Below are 24,709 nucleotides of genomic sequence, written 5' to 3'. Positions count from 1 at the left end.
ATCCAAAATATATTGTTATCTATTTTTTTGAGAAAAGAAGGTTGGAAATCTTGGTGATGAATGCACTATTAAGAGGTGGAATACCCTTCGTGATTATGAACGGTATCGCTCTAATCCTTTATTCTCAAGGGAAATATGCTGACGCTAAAGGCACATTTGTTGCAAGTCTGATTGCTCTTTTTGTCGGTGCTGCAACTGTTATTTATAACATAGAACATTGGACTTTGGCGAAAAAAAGCGGTGTCCATTTTATTGTAATGCTTGTAACCATTTATCCGATCCTGTTGTTAAGTGGCTGGTTTACGATTCATTCTGTTTTCGATGCTTTTAAAGTTTTCCTGTTTTTTATCTTTGTTGGGATCATTTTATGGTCTGTACTTTTCACATTAACCCAATTTTTCTCTCGATAAATTGCTCAACAAAAAGAAGCCCTCTTTCGAGAGCTTCTTTTTCATGGGAGAGGAGAAACCGGACGAAGAGCTTATGGGGAAACGTAAGTCTTCTCCGCGGTTGTCTACGACACTTGTGATGTCGATAATTATAGAATGGCCCAAGGGTTTCCTTTTTATACATATTGCTCAACAGTATTTTTCAAACGGAACCTGATTGTGGTACGATAGCTTTATCAATAAACTTACATAGAGAGAAAAGGTGACACATTCGTGAGAGTGGTATCTGGAAGTGCGAAGGGCAGGCCGCTGAAGGCTGTTCCCGGCACAGGTACGCGTCCAACCACTGATAAGGTGAAGGAAGCGTTGTTTAGTATGATTGGTCCTTATTTTGAGGGCGGGGCAGCATTGGATCTGTTTGCAGGCAGTGGAGGTCTCGGTATCGAGGCGCTGAGCCGCGGCATGGACAAGGCTGTTTTTGTTGATCTGGAATCGAAAAGTATTGAAGTGATCCGCGAAAATCTGAAGGCAACAAGGCTGGAGGATCAGGCGGCTGTATATCGGAATGACGCAGGTCGTGCGCTCAAAGCGCTGGCTAAACGTAACGCAACATTTGATCTAGTGTTTCTCGATCCGCCCTATCGCATGAAGAACGGGCACGAGTTAATGTTAACGATGCACGAACTGGAGCTGCTTACCCAAGGTGCGACCATCGTGCTTGAGTATGAATCCAAACATGAATACCCGGAGCAATTTGGTCCGTTTGAACAAACGCGTAAAGCGGTGTACGGGGAGACAGCTGTATCGATTTACGATTATGTACCCGGTGCGGCAGAGGATGAAGAAAACAGCATCACAGAAGAGGAGGCTCCTCATGACTGAAATGATTCATCGGCAGGAACGCATTGCCGTATACCCAGGAAGCTTTGATCCCGTAACGATGGGACATCTCGACATTATTGCGAGAGCGTCTAAACAGTTTGACCGTGTAATCGTCGCTGTATTGAACAATATGAGTAAAAATCCGCTGTTCACGGTAGAGGAACGCAAAGAGTTAATTCTTACTGTAACCAGCCACCTGCCGAATGTGGAAGTGGATAGCTTCCGTGATCTGACCGCTAATTATGTACGTCAAAAGGAAGCGCAGGTTATCGTTCGCGGCATCCGCTCCGTAACCGATTTTGAATATGAGTTGCAACTCGCGTCGACCAACAGCAAGTTGAACCCGGATGCGGAAACGATTTTTATGATGACCAACCCGAAATACTCCTACCTCAGTTCCAGTATCGTTAAAGAAATCGCTCACTATCATGGGGATGTAACGGATCTGGTATCGCCTGAAGTTGAAGCTGCGCTTCGTCAGAAGATCAGCGAGAAAAAAGGCGGTTAATCCATAAGGTAAGGCCCGAGAGACTAATCATTACCCCAAGAAGTAAAGCGAGACTTAGGGCTGCTACAGGGAAGCTGTTCCAGATGAGTTGCCATGTACTTGTGGTGTCTGGAAATTGCAGAAACGGCCAATAGAATAAAGAGTTTGAGCGCTCTACCACAGTGGTCTGCCATGTGGTCGATACTTCTGTGCTGTAACGGCTGAATGGTTCCCACAACCAGAGGGTAAGGATAAAGGCGGTTAACCCATGTCCTAATCGAACGATAATGAAAAAGAGCATGGAATGCAGTCCGGGGATGGCTGCTCTTAGCATCGACGAGACTTGTAGGTGCGAGCATACGCCTCCCCAGCCAAGCGCACCTGCCAGGAATGCCATCAGTAGGGCGGGTGCTATTGCTGTTTTGCTAATGTGGTATGTCCCCAGGTGAAGCTCCAGCACAGAAGGCCAAACTGCAGCTGAAATACCGGGAGTCAGATAGAGTGAGAGTAACCGGATAAATACAGCAAAAACGATGATGTATCCTCCAGTTAATAATAGAATTTGTACGGCCTGAGATACGGTGTCCCCCAGTAATTTGCCAAACCCTCGTGCGTCCCGGCTATGTGCTTCTCTAGCGGCTCGCAACATGCGCGAACCGATGCGGAGTTTCTGAGAATCTGGAGCTAAGGGAGGCAATTGCTTCTTTTCTGTCTCTGTGTGATCTTGGGCTGGAGAGAGAGAATGGACATCTGTATTAGGTGACATAGAGTCTGGTACAAGTTTTTTTTTGCGGGATGCAGGTATAAAACGAATGGCAACGGCGGCTGCAATCCAGCCACTGATCCAGTGTGAAATGAGGAGAAAATATCCAGCGGCAGGATTATGAAGAAAAGCACCTCCAACAACAAGCAGAATCATCATGGGGTTGGCAAAATGAGCTGCTGCCGTAATAATAACCGCCTGTCTGGCGGTCATTTGTTGATCCTTGAGTAATCGAGATACGGCATCTACGGCGGTTGGAAAACCTCCACACATGCCCACAGCGAGAGCGAAGCCGGTATGGCCGGGTAGCTTGAACAAACGCCTCATCAGGGGCTCTAGCAGAACTCCCAGGGCGTGGGTAAAGCCAAACGCGGTCAGCATTTGGGATAACATCAGGAACGGCAGCAGGGCAGGAAAGACAATTTTCCACCAGATGTCGAGTCCTTGAATGGATGCGTCGAACGCTTCTTTCGGAGATGCAACTATTGCAACAACCAGCATGAATGCACTGGTGCTCAGGAATACGGTTCGTACCAAACCCGGACTTCGAACCTCACTGGATACGGTCATCGTTTCACCTCATATCAATTAACGCCCCTCGGGCATTGGGATTATAGTGGACGGCCGAATCACGTTCGTAAACGGTTCGGCCTTGACCGGATAGACGGCGAATCATCCTGCGGCCTATCCGGCCTGTACCATTGTATGCAGGAACAACAAGGTGTTAGACTTGGATTGTAATCATGTGGAATAAGATGAGCTAAATGAATTACTCAAAGCAACTCTTGTGGAGTGGGTTCAGCTTGTATAGAGATAAAGAACGGAGGCTCATGAGATGAATCGGTTCCGGAAAACAGGTGGTTTCAGAGCTTCGATCTACGTGATCGCGGTGGCTCTTATTGTCTATCTTACGGTGTACATGCCAACGCCGTATATTATTTATAAACCTGGCAGTGCGGATGAAGTTAAACCCATGGTTACCGTGAAGGACGGTGACAAAGATGAAAAAGGCGTATTCATGATGACCACCGTGTCGGCAACGTATGCCAATTTATTTTTGCTAGGCACTTCGTATTTTGATAAAAATGCACAAGTGGATAAAAAGGAAGATCGTCTGCGTGGCAAAAGCGAGGCGGAATACTCCGCTGAACAGGTCTGGTTCATGAGTGATTCGCAATCCTCTGCCATGGAAGCGGCCTATGAGAAAGCGGGTATTGCATACTCCATTGTGCCTGAAAACATCTTTGTGTTTGGTCTTTCGGAAAATCCCAAACCGGATGGAGATATTGAACCCGGAGACATTATTCTGGGTGTGAACGGTACAGCTACACCGGATAATACGGTGCTTGCCAAACAGCTGGAAGGAAAAAAAGCCGGGGATACGGTGGAGATGCAATTGGAGCGCGGCGGTGAAACGATTAGTCGGGATATCACGCTGGTTGAGGTGAAAGACAGCAAGACAGGCAAGATGCGTACTGGACTTGGGGTGATGATTGGTGCGGTGCAGAAGGTGAAGCCGGAAGACCCGAACAAACAAATCACATTTTCAAGCACGCAAGTGGGAGGTCCTTCTGCCGGGTTAATGTTCACGTTGGAGATTTATAATCAGTTGACTCCTGGTGATCTGACCAAGGGACATCGGATTGCTGGTACAGGTACGATTACGAAAGATGGTGTTGTAGGAGCCATTGGCGGTGTGCAACATAAAATTGTCGCTGCCGACCGTAAAAAGGCAGAAATTTTCTTTGTACCTAAAGACAACTACAAAGAAGCTGAGGCCAAAGCAAAAGAAATCAACACTCCAATGAAGCTTGTGCCCGTAAGCACACTTGATGATGCGTTAGCCTTCTTGAAAACTCTGTCTGTGAAGTCTTAAGTGAAATAAGAGTATCTTACTAGAAGATTGGACTTAGAAGAGCTTGGGCAGTGACCTCTTTTAAAATAAGAAGGTACGCTCGGAAAAACAGTTATAGGAGATTCATAAAAAAGAGCGAGAAAGCAATGAGAAAAAGGGATGTAAATTAAGTGTCCAGGTCAGGTTGAATAATACGATAAGTGTTATGCATTGGTAGGTACATGTGTAAGACGTTGCTTTTAAAAAATCGAAATGACAAAATCCCTTGTGATGACAGCCAAAGGCTGGGCACAGGGGATTTTTTGCTGGTTCTATAGTTTGTAGGGCGAGATGAGTCAGATTCTCACGGGTGATTCGTAGTAGTCGCTATACATTATGCGTGATATGTTGCGCGAATCCTGTTGGTCATGGGCAAGAGCATAGGCGGCTTGCGCCTGGATATCCAACTCCAGTTGAGCATGTTCAAACGTTGAGGGTTTCATTACAACAGGCAGGGTGGCTGTTTTTTTCATCTGTTTCAGCAGACTCTGGCCTGTTGAAGTAAAGCCGAGGACACGCAGATATCCGGGTCCGGTGGCTAATCGCTCTGGTGAACACTCTTCTTTTGTGTGGTACAGGAGCAGGTGAGCGAGCATGCGCTGCAGTTTGGTGCGCGTGTAACGCCGGGTTTTGAGCGCATTCAGGAGAGTTTCGACTGAAGGCTCGGGGAGCTGGGCGAGTGCACGTATGAGCCGATGCTCCAGTCCTTCCGTGACTTCGGCGATACGTTCCAGCTCGGAGGCACGGCGGGTGGCCGCGATGTGCAGCAGCGGCTGGGCAAAGCGCTCCCAGTGCATGGGAGCGCGTCCTTCTTGCCATTCGTGATGCAGAATGGCGAGGGTTGCCGCCGGCACATATGGTGCGGCGGCTTTGGGCCCGTCCGCCAGTAGCAGGCGGCGGACAGCTGTGGCACTGGCGATCGCCCCCGGACCCGGCGTCGCTTGGTGATAGGCGGCACCGGTACGTGCCGCCGTCAAGGGCTGGATCGCGCTGCCAAGCCGTTGCAGCGCGATGAGGTAGTGCAGCCCAAGCGAATTGTTGGGCTGCTCCAGCAGTGCCGCGGCGTCGTGAGCATCGACGCCGCCGGGCGCCAGCGCTGCCGCCGCGCCTGCGTACGCGGCGGGGTAGCTGGCGCCTTCCCGCAGGCGGCGCGCGATATCCTCGCGCAGCCCTGCGGGCTCCACAGCCAGCACGCGCGCAATGCGCTGCAGGCTGTCGATGTCGCCGGACTCGCTGCCAAAGCAGAGCGAGTCCACAACCCCGGTGCGGTGCAGCAACGATACCGCACCAAAGGCAAACCACTCCGCCGGTTGAACCGCATAGGCAACCGGCAGTTCAAGCACGAGATCGGCGCCAGCATGAAGCGCCATCTCGGTGCGTGCCCTTTTACCAACGATGGCGGGTTCGCCACGCTGGAGAAAAGGGCCGCTCATCACGGCAACAACGGCATCTGCTGCGCTAAGCCGCCGCGATTCATTCAGATGATGCACATGTCCGTTGTGCAACGGGTTATATTCCACAATAACGCCTACAGCTTTCATGAGCGTTACTCCTTCCTGCCGCGTTGAAATCTCCCATTGGGTCGTTAATCACGCGGGTCATTACATTTTTACAATATGGGATAGCATACATTAGTTTGTTCACCGTCAAAGCTCATTTTACCTCTTTCATCATAGAATAGAGCTGGCATTAGAGCAAATGATGAAAAAAGGCACAGAACCAGCATCCGCAGATGCAGCCTGTACCTGAAATATAGCTGTTATTATCTTTCTTTCCGACTGTATTTTATGCTCACACATTCTCCGTAGCAGGAGCAAGACTGGCTTTTGGCCCGAAAAATTCATAATGGATACGATCTTCTGCAACACCAATGGACAGAAGTTCTGCATATACCGAACGCATAAACGTGACAGAGCCGCACAGATAATAGTTCGCATCCGGTTCTTGAATGACTTGACGAAGCCATGCCGCATCCATGTATCCCTGTTTGTAAACCAGCTCATTTTCCAGATCGGAATCGGCAGGAGAAGTGTAACAATAGTGTGCGTTGAGATTAACATGCTCCTGAGCCAGTTGACTTACGTGATCGCGGAACGCGTGCGATAATCCGTTCGGGCTAGCATGTAAAAAGGTAATGGAACGCTGATCATCCGACTCCAACATTGTATTCAGCATGCTGACCATAGGGGTTATCCCTGCACCTCCGCTTAACAGCACAACAGGACGCGGATCTTCCATATCCAATGTGAAATCACCCGCAGGAGCGGAAAGTTCGACCAGGCTCCCCTCTGTAATATGATTGTGAAGATAATTGGAAATTACACCGTCAGGGCGATCCGATCCGCCCGACTCACGTTTCACGGATATACGATAATAGGGTTTGCCAGGTGCGTCGGAAAGGGTATACTGACGAATCTGAGTGAATTCCTGTCCGGCAGGCTGGATTTTAATGCTGATATATTGTCCTGCCTTGTATGAAGAGATAGACTTGCCATCCTCCGGTATCAAATAAAACGAAGTGATGAGTTCGCTTTCTTGTACTTTTTTGGCAACTTTGAAGGTTCTGAAACCGTCCCATCCACCCGTTTGATTTGCGGCTTCGCTGTACATATCCTGCTCAATGCCTATAAAGGCATCTGCAATCACTTGATAAGCATCGCCCCAAGCAGCTAAAATTTCATCAGTTGCGGCATCACCGAGTACATCTTTGATGGCTTGAAGCAGATAAGTGCCAACGATAGCGTATTGTTCAGGTACAATGCCGAGGCTACGGTGTTTATGAGCAACCTGACGAACGGCTGGCAAAATAGCTGCGAGGTTATCGATGTGCATTGCCGCGGTGTAAACCATGTTGGCGAGTGCGGCTTGCTGACGGCCTTGTTTTTGATTTGCGTGATTGAAAATGTTTAATAGCTCCGGGTGAGCCGTAAACATCGTTTGATAGAAATGGCGTGTAATGGCTTCTCCATGAACTTCAAGTACGGGTACTGTAGATTTGATTACGTCAATCGTTTGTTGGCTTAACATGTAATTTCCCTCCCGATTTTCTTTGAAATATCAATAATGGATGGTTATAAAAATGGTTGTGAAAGTTACTTTGTGATTGAATCTACGACAAGTATAGGCATCAGGTTTAGCGACCTGTGTGACATAGATCACACCATTCGTTAACGATTGGTGACCGTTGTAAGGAGTAGAGAGCATCAGATATAAGTAAGGGATAGAATTGTAAGTATAGATCCTATAGATGACTTGTAGTTATGATGGAGTAGGTCTATAATAGATCAGATGTGACGGTTGAATCGGAGTGATCGTTTTCCAGAAAGGGTGTAAAGTTAAAAGTGTTGACAAACCTCTTGGAAAATCGGTATAATGATTTTTGTTTGTTAAGTCAGTTTCATAAATCTTTTGTGAATGACAGACAGCATACATACAGTCAGGAATGAACGCACATATTAGGATCGTCTTGAACTGTATACTGCCGCCATTCGTTAGACAACTATTTATGAAATTGGTTTCGTTTGGAGTGATAGAACATGATAATGCCATTTCGCAAAGTGGCAACCAGTGATCGCCCCCTGCGCTTTAACGAACAGTGGGATATCAAACATCTGGTTTCTAACCGACAAGATATCACAGCCGTTACTCCGCTGACTGCAGATTTGTCTGCAGAGATCAGAGAGGAGAACGTTGTGGATGTTCATGGCAAACTGACAGTAGGGGTGGACATGTTGTGCTCCCGTTGTCTCAAGCCGCTAAGTGAACATTTTCATATTGATTTTCATGAGCAATTCAAGCAGGGAAAACAACCAGAGGAATTATCTGAGGATGACGATACACTCTATGTGGATGGGGATAGCGTTGATCTGAAGGTTTATGCCGAGGGAGCTTTTCTGCTGGATCTTCCGTTTGTGCCGCTCTGCAGTGATACATGCAAGGGGCTCTGTCCCAAGTGTGGCCATGAGTTGAACGAAGGTGACTGCGGTTGTGATACCCAGGTTATCGATCCGCGGCTTGCAGGACTCAAGGATTTTTTTAAATGAGCATGATTGAAAATCGAACGTAACAACTACCTGCAAAGGTTGATTTTGATAAGGAGGTGGGAATAATGGCAGTACCTCAACGGAGAACGTCCAAGACGCGTCGCGACAAACGTCGTACTCACTTTAAATTGGCTGTACCGGGCATGGTGAAATGTGAACAATGTGGCGAACTTAAACTGAGTCACCACGTGTGCAAAGTGTGCGGAACGTACAAAGCAAGAGAGATCATCTCTCAATAATAGCTACACATCAAGCAACACTTCATTTCGATGAGGTGTTGCTTTTTTGTGTAAAGAAAAGCGAACGCATAAGCTTGTTCAAGCGGGTATGTATGCTTGCTACACATATTCATCAGCACTGTAATGAAGTGATGTGAATTTGTTATACTAGCCTTTCTTTTTGACACAGGATGAGATATACTATAGTTTAGTACCAGGTTCTAAGATTTGACGTTACATACAGATCATCATACACTTTTATTTAGAAGCTCCCTGAATAAGCAGGGCTACAGCATATAAGAAGTAAGGCTTGGAAGAACGAACTTGACCTAGAGGTGGGTTTTGGAAACGATACAGCGGGGGGTGTCAGGCATCGAGCGTTTACCGAAGAGACAGAGGCAACAGCAGTTAACCAAAATGATAGACGAGAATCCGTTTGTGACCGATCAGGAGCTTACACGTCAATTGAAGGTAAGTATCCAGACGATCCGACTTGACAGGCTGGAACTTGGCATACCGGAGCTTCGGGAACGGATGAAACTGATGGCGGAGCGCTCGTATGATCAGGTGCGATCACTGCCCCTGCATGAGATTATCGGTGACATTGTGGATTTACAGCTGGACAAGAGCGGGATATCCTTATTTGAGATCAAAGAGGAACATGTTTTTTCAAGAACAGGTATTGCCCGCGGGCACTATGTCTTTGCACAAGCGAATTCACTTGCAGTCGCTGTCATTAATGATGAGATTGCGTTAACTGCTTCGGCAGATATACGTTTTGTTCGCTCTGTTCGTTTGGGAGAAAAGTGTATTGCCAAAGCTTATGTGAAATCAATCCCCGGTCAGAAGGGGAAAGCCAAAGTTGAAGTGTTCACCTATGTTGGAGAAGAAATGGTGTTCCAAGGTAATTTTGTGATCTATCATTCAGATGGAGAAGACAGCAAAGAAGGAGGTCATTTGGGATGAAAATCGTCATTGATGCCATGGGAGGAGATCATGCTCCTGCGTCAACCGTAGAAGGGGCTATTGCCGCAGCTACGGAATGGGCGGATACACAGATCGTCCTGGTTGGCGATGAAGCCAAGATTGAACCTCTTTTAAGTCAGTCAGGAACAAGACCGGCCAACTTGAGCGTTCGGCACGCTTCCGAAGTGATTGGTTCAGATGATGAACCGGTAAAGGCAGTAAGGCGCAAAAAGGATTCTTCCATGGTTGTAGCCGGACGTATGGTCAAAGAAAAGGAAGCCGACGCCATGATTTCGGCAGGAAATACAGGGGCGTTAATGACGGCTGGTTTGCTTGTTGTAGGCCGGATGGATGGAATTGAGCGTCCTGCACTTGCCCCCATGATTCCCACGATGGATGATGTAGGTGTGCTTGCGCTAGACCTCGGTGCGAATATGGATGCTAAACCGGAACACTTGGCACAATACGCGCTGATGGGCAGTTTGTACCGGCAAAAAGTACAAGGCATTGCCTCCCCGAGAGTGGGCTTGCTCAACGTGGGGACAGAGCCAGGCAAAGGCAATGAGTTGACCAAACATGCCTATCCGCTCTTAGAACAGCTTCCGATTCGTTTTGTGGGGAATGTAGAGGCACGTGATGTGCTAACTGGTGCCTGTGATGTGCTGGTGTGTGACGGGTTTGCCGGCAACATCCTGCTGAAATCATTGGAAGGCGCGGCAGGAGCGATTTTTGGCCTGCTCAAAGAAAAGTTCACTTCATCCTTCAAAAATAAATTGGCTGCGGCGGTACTCATGCCAGAATTGCGTGGGTTAAAGAGCAAACTTGATTATACGGAGCACGGTGGTGCCCCATTGCTAGGTTTGAGTGGACTGGTCGTCAAAAGCCATGGTTCCGCTGACGGCAATGCGATCAAAAATGCCGTGCGTCAGGCACGGATTGCAGTACAAAACCAGTTGGTGGAGAGTATATCTAAGGAAATTAGTGGGAAGTGAGTGACGATATGAATAATTTGCGCCCAGTAGGGATTATTGGTACAGGTAAATATGTGCCGGAGAAAATTTTGACAAACAGTGATTTGGAAAAAATGGTCGATACGAATGACGAGTGGATTGTCAGTCGTACAGGAATTAAGGAGCGGCATATCGCTGCACCGGATCAAGCTACTTCTGATCTAGCCTATGAGGCAGCAATAAAAGCGCTTGAATCTGCTGGCATGACAGGCAGTGATCTGGATCTGATTATCGTTGCTACGATTACACCGGACTCCTCTTTCCCGTCGACAGCTTGCATTCTGCAAGATAAACTGGGTGCCAAGGGCGCTGCTGCATTTGATTTGTCTGCTGCTTGTTCCGGGTTTGTATACGGCCTTGCAACGGCAACCAGTTTCATTCAAAGCGGCATGTACAACAACGCGCTTGTTATTGGTGCAGATTGTTTGTCACGTATTACAGACTACACAGACCGCAACACTTGTGTTCTTTTCGGTGATGGAGCAGGAGCCGTCGTTGTTGGTGAAGTTCCGGAAGGCCGTGGTTTCAAAGCATTTGATCTCGGTGCAGAAGGGGCAGGAGGCAGTCTTCTAAACATTGAAGGCGGTGGTTCACGTCTGCCAGCAAGTGCGGAAACGATTGAGAACAAAAAGCATTATATCTATATGAACGGCCGTGAAGTGTTTAAATTTGCTGTTCGTGTCATGGGTACGGCAACGATTGAAGTTCTTCGCAAAGCTGGCATGGATCGCACGGATGTTGATTTGTTCGTTCCACATCAGGCGAATGTTCGAATTATTCAATCGGCTATGCAACGACTGGAACTTCCAGAGGAGAAAGTGGTTGTCAATGTAGACAAGTATGCGAATACGTCGGCGGCATCCATTCCACTTGCACTGGTTGAAGCTGCAGAAGAAGGCCGTATGAAAGCAGGAGATACTGTTTTGATGGTTGGTTTCGGCGGCGGTTTGACTTGGGGCGCATCCGTACTCGTATGGTAAACTAGACAGCTGGAGGATGAATGAAATGGGTAAAATCGCTTTTGTATTCCCTGGACAGGGATCACAAAAAGTAGGTATGGCCAAAGATGTATATGAGTCTGTACCTGCAGCCACGGAAGTTTTTCGCACAGCAGATGAGGCACTGGGCTTCTCGCTGAGCAACCTGATCTTTGAAGGACCAGACACGGAGCTGAAACAGACATCCAATACACAGCCAGCACTGCTCACCGCGAGTATTGCGCTGCTGGAGGCTTTCAAAGAAAAAGGGATTGAGGCAGACTACGCTACAGGTCATAGCTTGGGTGAATACAGTGCACTAGTGGCAGCTGGTGTTCTTTCCTTTGAGGATGCTGTGCAAATTGTCCGGGCACGTGGTCAGTATATGGAAGAAGCTGTTCCGGGTGGACAGGGAGCAATGGCTGCTGTACTGGGTGCGGATCGGGAAGCGCTGGGGGTGCTTTGCCGTGAAGTGTCAGAAAGTGGACATGCAGTTGAACTTGCCAACATTAACTGTCCTGGACAAATCGTTATTTCAGGTGTAAAAGAGGGCGTTGCTGCCGTGTCAGAACGGGTGAAGGAAGCAGGTGGCAAGCGTGCAATTGCACTAGAAGTAAGTGGTCCGTTCCACTCTTCATTGATGAAAGACGCTGCAGATAAGCTGGCGGATAAGCTGAGTACAGTGACGTTCTCACCTGCGAAGGTTCCTGTGGTAGCTAACGTAACCGCAAGACCTGCTGAAGATGGACAATTTCAGAACTTGCTCACGACTCAGGTCTATTCTCCGGTTTTATGGGAAGACAGTGTGACATGGTTGATTGAGCAAGGTGTGGATACGTTTATTGAGATTGGTTCAGGCAATGTATTAACCGGTTTGATTAAAAAAACAGATAAAACCGTAAAATTATACAATGTAAACAGTCTTGAAACCTTGGAAGCAACTGCTGCTGATCTTAAAAATAATAATTAAATCACATAAGTAGAACCATTTATTTACACTTTAACGGAGAGGACAGAAAAAACCTGGAAAAGCGAAGCTGAAAGCTTTCTGAAAGAAAGCTGCATCGGAAGCGTAGGCCTCGCCTTTATCACCAGATTTTTCCCTTTGGAAAAGGGAAACAAGAAAATCTGGGGATAACAGCGATTGAAAGGTTATTCTGTCATCGGAGTGGCTGTGTAAATAATCGAAGTTCAACTTATGTAGATTCAGGGAGAGGAGGAATGGTTATGTCTAAACCGTTAGAAGGTAAAAATGCATTAGTAACCGGAGCATCCCGCGGAATTGGCCGCAGTATTGCACTTGCCCTGGCTGAAGCCGGAGCGAATGTTGCTGTAAACTATGCGGGCAGTCAGGCTGCGGCAGAGGAAGTGGCCGAAGAGATTCGTGCAAAAGGTGTGCAGGCGATTACGATTCAGGCGAATGTAGGTCAGATGGTTGAAGCGGAACAGATGGTGAAAACAACGCTTGAAGCATGGGGCAATGTCGATATTCTGGTGAATAATGCGGGGATTACACGGGACAACCTCATTATGCGGATGAAAGAAGAAGAGTTCGATCAAGTTATCGAAACGAATCTTAAAGGGGTGTTTAACTGTCTGAAGGCAGTAACACGTCCAATGATGAAACAACGTTCAGGAAGAATTATTAACATCTCTTCTGTCGTTGGTGTGCTGGGTAATCCGGGTCAAGCCAACTACGTGGCTGCCAAAGCGGGAGTTATCGGTTTAACGAAGGCTTCTGCTCGAGAACTTGCTTCTCGCGGAATTACGGTGAACTGTGTTGCACCGGGCTTCATTGAAACCGATATGACCAAGGAATTGTCTCAGGAGCTGGTCGATGGTATGCTTAGTGGCATTCCGTTGTCCCGTCTTGGACAGCCGGATGAAATTGCTGGTGTGGTTACATTCCTTGCATCAGAAGCTTCATCTTATATGACAGGTCAAACACTGCATGTCGATGGTGGCATGTACATGTAAATTTCCTGGACTTTGAATCAAAGTCGGGGAACAGGCGCTGGACGATCCGAAATGCCGGAAAAAGGCCGGGTTCCCCGGCCGGGAGCCGCATATGTCTTCTATGGCATTTTGCCTGCGATTCTCGTATAATACCAAGGAGGAGGTGAACCGGATGTCCGATGTATTGGAGCGTGTAAAACGCATCGTCGTCGACCGCTTGGGCGCAGACGAAGCTGAAGTTACACTTGAAGCATCTTTCAAAGAAGATTTGGGTGCTGATTCTTTGGATGTAGTGGAATTGGTCATGGAATTGGAAGATGAATTCGATTTGGAAATCTCTGATGAAGATGCAGAAAAAATTACGACCGTAGGTGAAGTTGTAAACTACATACAATCTCATACCTAAAGTCAATTCAGTCCCGCTCCTGTTTTCGAACAGGCGGGACTTCTCATCATTCATTGGTTTTTCACATCCCGCAGACAAGGTGTTTGCTGATCTTTGGAGAGGCGTCTTGCATTCGAGTCTGCGGATATTCCCACAAAATACTTGCGTAATGCAGTCGATATAGAGGTGAGTCGGTTGAAACAAAGAGTTGTAATTACCGGAATGGGCGTAATGACATCGCTCGGAAAAGATATAGAGACGTTCTGGGGCAGTTTAATGGCAGGAAAGTCCGGAATTTCTCAGATTGAGGCATTTGATGTTAGTGAATACACGACACAGATTGCAGCCGAGATCAAAGATTTCAACCCGGAAGAATATATGGATCGAAAAGATGCACGGAAGATGGATCGTTTTGTACAGTTCGCTGTGGCAGCTGGTTTCAAAGCTGTGGAAGATAGTGGTCTGAAAATCAACGAAAACATTGATGCAGAACGTTTTGGTGTATCGATTGGTTCTGGTATTGGTGGATTGGGAACTTGGGAAGATCAGCACAATGCGCTTTTGCAAAAAGGCCCTAAACGTGTGAGCCCGTTCTTTATTCCGATGATGATTTCGAATATGGCATCCGGACAGATGTCCATTTCACTTGGTGCCAAAGGACCGAACATCAACGTTGTTACCGCTTGTGCGACAGGAACACACTCCATTGGAGATTCGTTCAAGTTAATTGCGAATGGTGATGCAGATGCGATGATCTGCGGCGGTGCTGAAGCAACCATTAGGCCAACTGGACTTGCGGGTTTCTGCGCGATGCGTGCGATGTCTACACGTAATGACGATCCTACGAAGGCAAGCCGTCCTTTTGATACAGGTCGTGACGGATTTGTTATGGGTGAAGGTGCCGGAATTCTGATTCTGGAATCTCTGGAACATGCTCAGGCTCGTGGCGCACGAATCTACGGTGAAGTAATCGGTTACGGTCTGACAGGTGATGCACACCATATGACAGAACCAGATCCAGATGGAGCAGCACGTTGTATGACGATGGCGCTTCGCAATGCAGGAATTCAGCCGGAAGAAGTGGATTACATCAATGCACACGGAACTTCAACACCAGTAGGTGACCGTTCCGAAACGTTAGCCATCAAAAAGGCGTTTGGCGATCATGCGTACAAGCTTGCCGTAAGTTCCACCAAGTCCATGACAGGCCATATGCTTGGCGCTGCAGGTGGTGTAGAGGCAGTTATCTGCGGATTGTCCCTGACACATCAGACACTGGCTCCAACGATCAACCTGGAAGATCAGGACCCTGAATGTGATCTGGATTACGTGCCTAACGTCCCACGTCAAACCAAAGTGAATGTGGCAATGTCCAATTCATTTGGATTTGGCGGTCACAACGCTACCATTATTCTCAAAAAATTTGAAGCATAAGGGGCTAGTTCGTTTGAGTGAAGATCTGAAGCAGTTACAACAAAAACTTCAAATCAAATTTGACAACAGGCAGCTTCTAAAACAAGCGTTTACCCATGCTTCTTACGTAAACGAACACCGATTCAGTCAACATCAGGATAACGAACGTCTGGAGTTTCTGGGCGATGCTGTATTGGAGTTGACTGTATCGGAGTACTTGTATCATCTGTATCCTAACCGTCCGGAAGGAGAACTAACAAAGATGCGGGCATCCATTGTCTGTGAACCTTCCCTGGTCAAATTTGCTGAAGCGCTTAGTTTTGGACAATATGTACTTCTTGGAAAAGGTGAGGAATTAACTGGAGGACGTACACGTCCAGCTCTTCTGGCGGATGTGTTCGAGTCATTTATAGGTGCGTTATACCTGGATCAGGGTCTTGAACCTGTGCGAGCATTTCTGGATGAGCATGTGTTTCCGTTAATCGTTGTTGGCAGCAAGCTGCAAATGAGTGATTACAAAACAGAGTTGCAGGAACTCACACAGCATCACAATATGGGGGCTCTGGAGTACCGGATCGTCGAAGAGCGGGGACCAGCCCATGAACGTGAGTTTGTCTCGGAGGTCCATATGGGCCAAGAACGACTTGGCCGAGGTACGGGACGCTCCAAAAAAGAGGCGGAACAACAGGCAGCATCTGCGGCGCTTGAACGATTGAAGCTTCCGGAGGCCTGAATTGTACCAGGCAGCGCTTAGACAAACGAAGAGCAAAGAGCAGCCCGCGGGCCCGCCCCGGCGGAAGTAATCGGCCGGACTGCTTTTTGCTCTTTTTTTTGTAAAGAGACTCGGGAGGCATTATCGGATTTTTTACTAGGTGTCGAAGGCATTATTTGAAATTCGCAAGAGGAGGTGACGAGAAGCCCTATGTTTCTGAAACGAATAGAATTGGGTGGATTCAAGTCATTCGCCGACAAAACGGAAATGGAATTTGTTCGTGGCATTACAGCGGTTGTAGGTCCGAACGGAAGCGGTAAAAGTAATATATCCGATGGTATCCGCTGGGTATTGGGGGAGCAAAGCGCCAAGTCACTCCGTGGCGGTAAAATGGAAGATATTATTTTTGCAGGCAGTGATGCGCGTAAAGCTGTCAACTACGGAGAGGTTTCCCTTACACTGGACAATGAGGATCATGCACTCGCTTTGGATTTCGGTGAAGTAACCGTGACCCGTCGTGTTCATCGCAGCGGGGACAGTGAGTATTTTATCAATAAACAATCCTGTCGCTTGAAAGATATCACAGAACTGTTCATGGATACGGGGATCGGTAAAGAGGCTTACTCGATTATTGGACAAGGACGCATTGAGGAGATCTTGAGTACTCGTTCAGAGGATCGCCGTGGAATCTTTGAAGAGGCTTCAGGAATCGTTAAATATAAATCCCGCAAACGGGATGCAACGCGCAAGCTGGATGAGACAGAGCAAAATCTGCTACGTATTCACGATCTTGTAACCGAACTGGAAGATCAGATTGGCCCGCTGAAAGAACAATCCGAGAAAGCCATGCATTACAAGCAACTTCGTTCCGAACTCAAATCAAAGGAAATTTCGATGTATGTGTGTCAGATTGAACAGATTCATGCTTCCTGGAGCAAAGCGAGCGAACGTCTGGAGTCGCTAAAACACGAAGAAGTTGGATTGGCGGCGATTGTATCCACACATGATGCGAAGCTGGAGAATGATCGCAATGCACTGCGTCTGCTGGAAACGGAGACAGAAGAACTTCAGGCTGCTTTGTTGCAATTTAGTGAGGCAACAGAGAAAAGCGAAGGGCATGGAGAACTTCTTCGGGAACGTTCGCGTAATCTGCAAGCGAATCAAGAGCAACTGAGGGAAACGCTGGCGGTGAGCGAGCAGAGACATCAGGAGCGTGAAGCTGAGTTGATTGCCTTGCGAGAGAAGTTTGGCAAGCTTGAACTGGAACTGGCTGATGTAAAAAATCGTTTGTCTGAAGAAGAAGCTAAGCTTATCGGTGTTACGGGTGGAATAAGTCAGCAGCAAGAGGAGAGCCTCAAAGGGAACTTGCTGGAACTGATGAATCAGATGGCGCAGGCACGAAACGAAATACGGTATGTGGACCAGCAAAAAGAAACGCTGGAGCGCAGAATGAACCGTGCATCAGAAGAATCCGGCAAATGGGAAGAACAGAAAGAGACGTTAGAAGGCCGTAAAGCAGAGATTCAGAAAAAAGTGGTTCGGTTAGGTAAGGAAATCAGTGAACTGCGCGGGGGCTATATTTCGGAAAGCGAACGGCTGCAGTCTTTGCAAAAACTCCTGGAAGAGAGCCGTGGTACTGTACGTAAATGGGAGCAAAAGCGCGAAGCACAAGTGTCCCGCCGGGATACGATGAAAGAAATGCAAGATGATTTTGACGGCTTCATGCTGGGCGTAAAAGAAGTGCTCAAAGCTTCTCGAAAGGGGACGCTAAACGGAGTACATGGTGCTGTGGCAGAACTCGTCAAAGTTCCCGAAAAGATCGAGCTTGCGGTAGAAACAGCGATGGGGGCTGCGCTACAGCATATCGTCATGGAGAACGAGGCCGTATCCAGACAGGCTATTGCTTTCTTGAAGCAACGTCAGTTGGGACGTGCAACCTTTCTTCCGTTGGACGTTATTCGTCCTCGTTCAATCGGTGCAGGTGAACGATCGATGGTTGAGGGTATGGACGGTTTTGTTGGCATCGGTGCTGAACTTGTACAGTATGATTCAAGATATGCCTCAATTATCGGTAGCTTGCTCGGAAATGTCATCATTGCAGAAACGTTGGAGTTTGCGAATAAAATTGCGGCACGTTGTCAGTATCGTTTCCGTGTTGTAACCCTCGAAGGGGATGTCGTCAACGCTGGCGGTTCCATGACTGGCGGCAGTCAGCACAAAAAAAATGGCAGTCTGCTCAGCCGCAAGCGGCAACTGGATCAGCTGGATCAAGATATTGTGGATACCGAGCAGCAGATTGTGAAACTGCATCGCAGTGTGGAAGATGTCAAAGCTCAGCTGGAGCAGTGTCAGGACAAGCTGGATCAGCTACGTCAGTCTGGTGACGATACCCGAAATGCAGAGCAACAGGCCTCGATGGAGATGAAGCAGGTTGAGCATGAACTGCGCCATGTATTGGAGCAGGTCGCTGTGGCAGGTCAGGAAAAGAACGGCTTTACGGAAGAAATTAAGGAACTGGACAAATCCCGGGTTGAAGCGGAGAAAAAACTTGAGCAACTTGAGGAAGAGGAGAAAGCAACTCATCGCGCTATTCATGCAGCAGAGTTTGCCCGGAAGGCCAATGAGTCTGCAAAAGAAGAGTTGCAAACACAGCTGACCGAACTGAAAGTCCGGGAAGGTAAGCTGGATCAGGAACGCTTCTCAAATGAAGAGCAATTGCGGAGATTGGAGCGAGAGGTTGATTCACTAGTCAAAGATCTGCGACAGAATCGTACGTTGCTCGCTTCGATGGAAGCTGATTTTAAGAAAACACAGAGTGAAAGTGTAAAACAGATTGAAGATTTAAACGAGTACAAGCTTAAAAAGGCACAGGCATCTCAAGAATTGGACTTCAAACGTGCCGCGCGCAGTGAACTGTCGAAAAAGCTGGAGCTGGCCGAGAGTGAAACGAAGGAGCAGCGCACACAGCTCAAAGCGGTGGAAGAGCAGATGCGTCAGACTGAAATTTCCGTGAACCGTCTGGATGTTGAGCTGGAAAATATTTTGCGTAAGCTGACAGATGAATATGAGTTAGGCTATGAGCTTGCCAAAGAACGTTATCCAGTGCCTGAAGATGTGGAGAGCACACAAGCTGAGGTACAGAAGTTAAAACGTGCAATATCCGCTCTTGGCGATGTGAATCTCGGTGCAATCGAAGAGTTCCAGCGGGTGAATGAGCGGTATGAGTTCCTGAACGAACAGAAGAATGATCTGGTGGAAGCCAAAACGACACTGTATCAGGTTATCAAGGAAATGGAAGATGAAATGGCGAAGCGATTCAAATTTACATTTGACGCGATCCGTCGTGAATTTGGTACCGTCTTTACGAAGCTGTTTGGCGGTGGACGTGCTGATCTGGTTCTGATGGACCCTGAGCGACTCCTTGAAACAGGTATTGATATCGTAGCCCAGCCACCGGGTAAGAAACTGCAAAATCTGCAACTGTTGTCGGGTGGAGAACGGGCATTAACGGCGATGGCGTTGCTCTTTGCCATTCTGCACGTGAAACCTGTGCCATTCTGCGTATTGGACGAAGTTGAGGCTGCACTGGATGAGGCGAACGTCGTTCGTTTTGCCCAATACTTGCGTGAGTTCTCTGAACAAACCCAATTTATTGTGGTTACGCACCGGAAAGGCACGATGGAAGAGGCAGATGTCCTATACGGAGTTACGATGGAAGAGGGCGGAGTATCCAAGCTCGTTTCGGTTAAACTGGATGATGAGGAAGCAGACATCGCCTAATTGCATGGAGATTGCTGTGTGCTTCAAATAGGATTCATTTAATTTTACAAAATCATGACCATTTACGATTTAATTATCTACACGATGGAGGGGCTTTATGAGTTTCTTTAAAAAGCTACGGGACAGCATTGCAAGTAAAACGGAGTCGGTTACTAAACAGTTTAAGGATGGCCTAGAAAAGACACGCAAAGGGCTTGTGGAAAAAGTAACCGATCTGGTCATTCGCCGCAAAAAAATTGATGAGGAATTTTATGAGGAACTTGAAGAAATTCTGATCGGGGCAGATGTAGGCGTCAATACGGTCATGAATCTGATTGAAGACCTGCGCGCAGAAGTGAAGAAACGCAAAATTGAGGATGCGGCTGAGTTACAGCCTGTGTTGTCCGAGAAACTGACAGATTTGCTTCGTGGGGAACAAAACAATGAACTGAAAATGAATCCGGATGGCATTACGGTTATTTTGTTTGTTGGTGTGAACGGTGTTGGTAAAACAACGACGATTGGCAAGCTGGCTCACCGTTTCAAGCAACAAGGGAAAAAAGTAATTATGGCAGCGGGCGATACGTTCCGAGCTGGAGCGATCGAGCAACTTGAAGTATGGGGCCAGCGTGCTGGCGTAGATGTGATTAAACAGCAATCGGGTTCTGATCCGGCTGCTGTTATGTACGATGCAGTACAGGCGGCAAAACAGCGCGGAGCTGATGTGTTGTTATGTGATACCGCAGGCCGCTTGCAAAATAAAAGCAACCTGATGGATGAGCTGAACAAAATCTATCGTGTGATTCAGCGTGAGATTCCAAGTGCGCCGCATGAAGTGCTGATGGTGCTGGATGCGACGACGGGACAAAATGCGCTGAATCAGGCCAAACTTTTCGGAGAGAAAAGTGGAGTAACGGGTCTTGTGTTGACCAAGCTTGATGGAACAGCTAAAGGTGGTATTGTAGTGGCAATTCGTCAGGAGCTGGACCTGCCTGTGAAGCTCGTTGGTCTTGGGGAGAAAATTGATGATCTGCAGGAATTTGATTCTGAACAGTTTGTTCACGCGTTGTTCGCAGGATTAATTCAGGAGCAACCAGCAGAGAATGCCGAAGAAGAGAATACACAATCCTGATCCTGATCTTGGGTCGTAAATGAATAATCATGTTCACCGTATTGCCGCTGCATCATGTGAGAGCTCACGTGTAATGTCATCGGCAATACGTGTATAATGAAAGGTAACTGATATTGTAATGGGTTAGAAAGGAAGGTTGATATGGCCAATACCTATACCTATTCCCGTCGTGAAGAGGTCGCCAATGCCGTGACACATGGAATCGGTGCTGCGCTTAGTGTAGCTGCGTTAGTGTTGTTAATTGTATTTTCCAGTATGAAAGGTACGGCCTGGCATGTTGTTAGTTTTACTATCTATGGTATTACCATGCTAATGCTCTATACGAATTCAACGTTGGTGCACGCGCTCAAAGAGGGGAAGGCAAAAGACTTGTTTGAGTTTTTTGACCACTCTTCCATCTATCTGTTTATTGCAGGCACATATACGCCGTTTTTATTCGTCGCAGTTCGCGGAACACTGGGCTGGACTCTATTCGGTGTCATTTGGGGCATTGCACTGGCCGGAGTGATCTTCAAAGCCTTTTTCACCAAGAAGTTTCTGTTTATGTCGACGGTCTTCTATATCGCGATGGGGTGGCTGATCGTTATTGCTTGGCAACCGCTTGTGTCAGCGATTCCCACAGGTGGGATTGTACTATTGGTTGCAGGAGGCCTGATGTATACGCTGGGGACATTGTTCTATGTATGGAGAGGTTTCCCGTTTCACCACGCGATCTGGCATCTGTTTGTACTGGCAGGCAGTATTCTGCATTTCTTCGCAGTCTTAATCTATCTGACACCACTTCGTTAGAAGCATTAAACGAAGCGTCTCTTCTTTAGGGATGTTTCGTTTTTCTTTTTGGTTCTGGTTTGAAAGACTTCTAGTTTACGTTATTGAATGGACAGAAAATAAGGCTTTATAACGTCTAAAGATAGCATTTTTAAACTGTACATGGCAGGCGTAGCGTCTCTTTTTATTGTGACAAGTATTTTTGCTTGACATCCTGATTTGTTTTAGGTATTATTAGGAACGTTGCAAGAGTGTAAAGTGTTTTTCCTTGACGAAGGGAGTGCCCTGATATGAGTCAAGAAAACCGGCTTGAGAAAACAAACCGGATTAACTTACTGTTTGCCTTTTATGAATCACTGTTGACAGAGAAACAGCAAACGTTTCTGAAATATTACTTTCATGATGATTTTTCACTTGGTGAAATTGCAGCCGAGTTTGAGATCAGCCGCCAGGCGGTATACGAACATATCAAGCGTGCTGAACAAGTGCTTGAGAACTATGAAAGCAAGCTTGGCTTGCTTGAAAAGTATGAAAGACGCAGCCGCTGCCTTGAAGATTTACAACAAGCACTGGAACGCGCTGGCGTTACCGTGGATAACAACAAACCAATACACGATCTCGTTGCTTTACTGGGAGAATAACCATTGTTTGCAGTGAAGTGAGACGAATCGGTCTTAAAATGGAATGAAGCATGAAGGAGGTGGGATCATGGCATTTGAAGGATTAACGACCCGATTGCAGAATGTGTTCAGCAAGTTGCGCGGCAAAGGCAAGGTGTCTGACGAAGACGTAGCCGAAGCGATGCGCGAAGTACGTCTGGCATTGCTTGAAGCGGATGTAAACTTCAAAGTGGTCAAGGAATTCATCGCCAAAGTGAAAGAGAAGGCTGTCGGCAAAGAAGTAATGGACAGCTTTACACCCGGAATGGTCATCATTGACATTGTTAACAAAGAATTAACAGAGTTAATGGGTGGAAGTCAAGCTAAGCTGGCGAAGTCGAATAAACCACCTACAGTGATCATGATGGTTGGTTTACAGGGTGCGGGTAAAACGACGACTTCCGGTAAACTGGCAAAAATGTTGCAAAAGCAAAATAGCAGACCTTTGCTGGTTGCAGGCGACATTTACCGTCCGGCTGCGATCAAGCAGTTACAAGTACTGGGAGAGCAGTTGAAGGCGCCAGTGTTCACCCTCGGTGATCAGACAAGCCCGGTGGAGATTGCTCGCCAAGGTTTGCAACACGCAAAAGATAACGGACATGATTATGTGATCGTGGATACAGCCGGACGTTTGCATGTTGATGAAGAACTGATGGAAGAGTTGCGTCAGATTCACAGTGTAGTGAACCCGGATGAAGTATTACTCGTTGTCGACAGTATGACAGGTCAGGATGCCGTTAATGTGGCGGAACACTTTAATCAGCAACTTGCCCTGACCGGAGTTGTACTGACCAAACTGGATGGCGATACACGTGGTGGTGCGGCACTGTCTGTTAAAGCAGTTACAGGTTGCCCGATCAAGTTTGCCTCTCTGGGGGAGAAGCTTGATGCACTGGAGCCATTCCATCCGGAACGTATGGCTTCACGTATTCTTGGTATGGGTGACATGTTGTCCTTGATTGAAAAGGCACAGTCCAATATCGATACCGAGAAAGCGAAGGAAATGGAACGCAAGATGCGGAATGCAGAATTCACGTTCGAGGATTTCCTGGAGCAGATGGATCAGGTGAAAAAGCTTGGACCAATTGACCAGATCATGGATATGATTCCGGGTATGGGCAAGATGAAACAAGCGAAGGACCTGAAGGTCGATGATAAACAGATGGGCCGAATCGAAGCGATTGTCTATTCAATGACAACGGAAGAGAAGCGTAACCCGGATATGATTAACCATAGCCGCCGGAAACGGATTGCTACCGGAAGTGGAACGTCACTCGCAGAGGTGAATCGTCTGATCAAGCAGTTTGATGAGATGCGCCGTATGATGAAGCAATTCTCGGATATGATGGGTCCTAAGGGTGGCAAGAATAAAGCAATGAAACAGTTGAAAGGTCTCGGTAAAGGAATGAAGTTTCCTTTCCGTTGATTGAACAGCCGTTTACATGAGAACCAGATTTCATTGAAGGAGGTGAATTTTCAAATGGCAGTTCGTATTCGTCTGAAACGTATGGGTGCTCACAAAGCTCCTTTCTACCGCGTAGTGGTATCGGATTCCCGTTCCCCACGTGACGGTCGTTTTATCGAGGAGATCGGTTACTACAACCCGGTTGAACAACCGGCTGTTGTTAAGATCGATGAAGATAAAGCATTGCAATGGCTTCAAAACGGTGCGCAAGCATCCGACACTGTCCGCAACTTGCTGAGCAAAGCGGGCGTGATGAAGAAATTCCACGAGTCCAAATTATCTAAATAAGGTGCTGATTCGGAGGGTCATCTATGGAAGAATTAGTAAGCATAATTGCTAAGGCTTTGGTCGATCATCCGGATGATGTGGCGGTTCGGACGATTGAGAAAGACCGGCTTGTCGTTTATGAGTTGACGGTTCATCCCGACGATGTCGGAAAGGTGATCGGAAAACAGGGACGAATCGCAAAATCTCTTCGCACGGTCGTCACATCAGCAGCAGTTAAGATGGATAAACGGGTTACCGTTGATATCATATCTTAAAGATATACGAAAGGGGGTTAGGATGCATGTCCTAGCCCCTTTTCGTGCATGCTGAACTTATCATTTAATTGTTTAAGGGAATTTAGGATTAAAATTAATTTGGAGATTACACTTTAACGGAGCGGGCAGAAAAAATCTGAAGAAACGAAGTGTTCGCCTTTAGCACCGGATATCAACCTTTTGATAACTTATTCAAAATATCCGGGGATAACAGCGATCGGAAGATGTTTCTGACCGTGGAGTGTGCGGGTAATCGCTTATCATTTTGATTGAATTTCGTAGGAGGATT

24 protein-coding genes are annotated in these 24,709 nt (G+C 47.2%); 21 read left to right on the top strand and 3 right to left on the bottom strand.

Going from position 1 to position 24,709, the window contains the following annotated elements; all coding sequences use genetic code 11:
- Positions 1-56 precede the first annotated feature (56 nt).
- The 3 genes from J2T16_RS07120 (at position 57) to coaD (ending at position 1,779) form a co-directional block, all read left to right on the top strand.
- Positions 57-410 carry a DUF3021 family protein gene (locus tag J2T16_RS07120; RefSeq protein WP_221790639.1) on the top strand — a complete coding sequence of 118 codons (354 nt, stop codon included), beginning with the start codon at positions 57-59 and terminating at the stop codon, positions 408-410.
- Positions 411-662: 252 nt separating this feature from the next.
- Positions 663-1,271: a 16S rRNA (guanine(966)-N(2))-methyltransferase RsmD gene (gene rsmD, locus J2T16_RS07115; RefSeq protein ID WP_154886412.1), complete on the top strand. Its 609-nt coding sequence runs from the start codon at positions 663-665 to the stop codon at positions 1,269-1,271.
- Between the two features lies 1 nt (position 1,272).
- Positions 1,273-1,779: a pantetheine-phosphate adenylyltransferase gene (gene coaD, locus J2T16_RS07110; protein WP_154887388.1), complete on the top strand. Its 507-nt coding sequence runs from the start codon at positions 1,273-1,275 to the stop codon at positions 1,777-1,779.
- Here coaD and J2T16_RS07105 read toward each other — a convergent pair.
- The gene (locus tag J2T16_RS07105) at positions 1,757-3,091 is read right to left on the bottom strand and encodes a nucleoside recognition domain-containing protein (protein ID WP_221790607.1); all 1,335 of its coding nucleotides are present in this window, start codon (positions 3,089-3,091) and stop codon (positions 1,757-1,759) included. The genes coaD and J2T16_RS07105 overlap by 23 nt on opposite strands.
- Before the next feature lie 265 nt (positions 3,092-3,356).
- Here J2T16_RS07105 and J2T16_RS07100 point away from each other — a divergent pair, with 265 nt between their 5' ends.
- Positions 3,357-4,397: a SepM family pheromone-processing serine protease gene (locus J2T16_RS07100; protein WP_090923910.1), complete on the top strand. Its 1,041-nt coding sequence runs from the start codon at positions 3,357-3,359 to the stop codon at positions 4,395-4,397.
- Positions 4,398-4,711: 314 nt separating this feature from the next.
- On the opposite strand, the gene J2T16_RS07095 is transcribed toward J2T16_RS07100, so the two are convergent.
- Positions 4,712-5,956 (bottom strand): nucleotidyltransferase, encoded by a 1,245-nt coding sequence (locus J2T16_RS07095; RefSeq protein WP_221790605.1) that lies wholly within the window; start codon positions 5,954-5,956, stop codon positions 4,712-4,714.
- Positions 5,957-6,206: 250 nt separating this feature from the next.
- Positions 6,207-7,442: an NO-inducible flavohemoprotein gene (hmpA, locus tag J2T16_RS07090; RefSeq protein ID WP_499018019.1), complete on the bottom strand. Its 1,236-nt coding sequence runs from the start codon at positions 7,440-7,442 to the stop codon at positions 6,207-6,209.
- Between the two features lie 509 nt (positions 7,443-7,951).
- Between hmpA and J2T16_RS07085 the strand changes: the two genes are divergently transcribed.
- From J2T16_RS07085 to J2T16_RS07005, 17 genes are all read left to right on the top strand, one after another.
- Positions 7,952-8,458, top strand: a complete 507-nt coding sequence (locus J2T16_RS07085; protein ID WP_221790601.1) for a YceD family protein — start codon at positions 7,952-7,954, stop codon at positions 8,456-8,458.
- Positions 8,459-8,523: 65 nt separating this feature from the next.
- The gene (gene rpmF / locus J2T16_RS07080) at positions 8,524-8,697 is read left to right on the top strand and encodes a 50S ribosomal protein L32 (RefSeq protein WP_017689233.1); all 174 of its coding nucleotides are present in this window, start codon (positions 8,524-8,526) and stop codon (positions 8,695-8,697) included.
- A gap of 396 nt (positions 8,698-9,093) precedes the next feature.
- On the top strand, positions 9,094-9,642 hold the full coding sequence (fapR, locus tag J2T16_RS07075) for a transcription factor FapR (protein ID WP_499018191.1): 549 nt from the start codon (positions 9,094-9,096) through the stop codon (positions 9,640-9,642).
- Positions 9,639-10,634 (top strand): phosphate acyltransferase PlsX, encoded by a 996-nt coding sequence (gene plsX, locus J2T16_RS07070; RefSeq protein WP_145329703.1) that lies wholly within the window; start codon positions 9,639-9,641, stop codon positions 10,632-10,634. Before fapR ends, plsX begins: the two co-directional genes overlap by 4 nt.
- An 8-nt stretch (positions 10,635-10,642) precedes the next feature.
- Entirely contained in the window at positions 10,643-11,632 is a 990-nt protein-coding gene (locus J2T16_RS07065) for a beta-ketoacyl-ACP synthase III (RefSeq protein WP_090923953.1), read from the top strand.
- A gap of 25 nt (positions 11,633-11,657) precedes the next feature.
- Positions 11,658-12,599, top strand: a complete 942-nt coding sequence (fabD, locus tag J2T16_RS07060) for an ACP S-malonyltransferase (protein ID WP_221790597.1) — start codon at positions 11,658-11,660, stop codon at positions 12,597-12,599.
- Positions 12,600-12,856: 257 nt separating this feature from the next.
- On the top strand, positions 12,857-13,606 hold the full coding sequence (gene fabG, locus J2T16_RS07055) for a 3-oxoacyl-[acyl-carrier-protein] reductase (protein ID WP_090923903.1): 750 nt from the start codon (positions 12,857-12,859) through the stop codon (positions 13,604-13,606).
- Between the two features lie 151 nt (positions 13,607-13,757).
- Positions 13,758-13,991, top strand: coding sequence for an acyl carrier protein (acpP, locus tag J2T16_RS07050; protein ID WP_024630176.1), 234 nt, complete (start codon positions 13,758-13,760; stop codon positions 13,989-13,991).
- A gap of 174 nt (positions 13,992-14,165) precedes the next feature.
- Positions 14,166-15,404: a beta-ketoacyl-ACP synthase II gene (gene fabF, locus J2T16_RS07045; protein ID WP_090923902.1), complete on the top strand. Its 1,239-nt coding sequence runs from the start codon at positions 14,166-14,168 to the stop codon at positions 15,402-15,404.
- A gap of 13 nt (positions 15,405-15,417) precedes the next feature.
- Positions 15,418-16,116 carry a ribonuclease III gene (gene rnc, locus J2T16_RS07040; protein ID WP_336122367.1) on the top strand — a complete coding sequence of 233 codons (699 nt, stop codon included), beginning with the start codon at positions 15,418-15,420 and terminating at the stop codon, positions 16,114-16,116.
- Between the two features lie 189 nt (positions 16,117-16,305).
- Positions 16,306-19,875 (top strand): chromosome segregation protein SMC, encoded by a 3,570-nt coding sequence (gene smc / locus J2T16_RS07035; protein WP_499018014.1) that lies wholly within the window; start codon positions 16,306-16,308, stop codon positions 19,873-19,875.
- A 97-nt stretch (positions 19,876-19,972) separates the two neighbouring features.
- The gene (gene ftsY, locus J2T16_RS07030; protein ID WP_154886398.1) at positions 19,973-20,986 is read left to right on the top strand and encodes a signal recognition particle-docking protein FtsY; all 1,014 of its coding nucleotides are present in this window, start codon (positions 19,973-19,975) and stop codon (positions 20,984-20,986) included.
- A 141-nt stretch (positions 20,987-21,127) separates the two neighbouring features.
- Positions 21,128-21,775, top strand: a complete 648-nt coding sequence (trhA, locus tag J2T16_RS07025) for a PAQR family membrane homeostasis protein TrhA (protein WP_221790595.1) — start codon at positions 21,128-21,130, stop codon at positions 21,773-21,775.
- A 269-nt stretch (positions 21,776-22,044) separates the two neighbouring features.
- The gene (locus J2T16_RS07020) at positions 22,045-22,395 is read left to right on the top strand and encodes a putative DNA-binding protein (protein WP_123064424.1); all 351 of its coding nucleotides are present in this window, start codon (positions 22,045-22,047) and stop codon (positions 22,393-22,395) included.
- Positions 22,396-22,462: 67 nt separating this feature from the next.
- Positions 22,463-23,839: a signal recognition particle protein gene (gene ffh / locus J2T16_RS07015; protein ID WP_090923896.1), complete on the top strand. Its 1,377-nt coding sequence runs from the start codon at positions 22,463-22,465 to the stop codon at positions 23,837-23,839.
- Between the two features lie 54 nt (positions 23,840-23,893).
- A complete protein-coding gene (rpsP, locus tag J2T16_RS07010) occupies positions 23,894-24,166 on the top strand; it encodes a 30S ribosomal protein S16 (RefSeq protein WP_056700527.1) in 273 nt (90 codons plus the stop codon).
- Between the two features lie 23 nt (positions 24,167-24,189).
- Positions 24,190-24,420 carry a KH domain-containing protein gene (locus tag J2T16_RS07005; protein WP_090923895.1) on the top strand — a complete coding sequence of 77 codons (231 nt, stop codon included), beginning with the start codon at positions 24,190-24,192 and terminating at the stop codon, positions 24,418-24,420.
- Positions 24,421-24,709: the final 289 nt, after the last annotated feature.

It is taken from the genome of Paenibacillus intestini (genome assembly GCF_030803945.1).
GTDB lineage: Bacteria > Bacillota > Bacilli > Paenibacillales > Paenibacillaceae > Paenibacillus > Paenibacillus polysaccharolyticus.
This window is presented reverse-complemented; position numbering and strand designations above follow the sequence as displayed.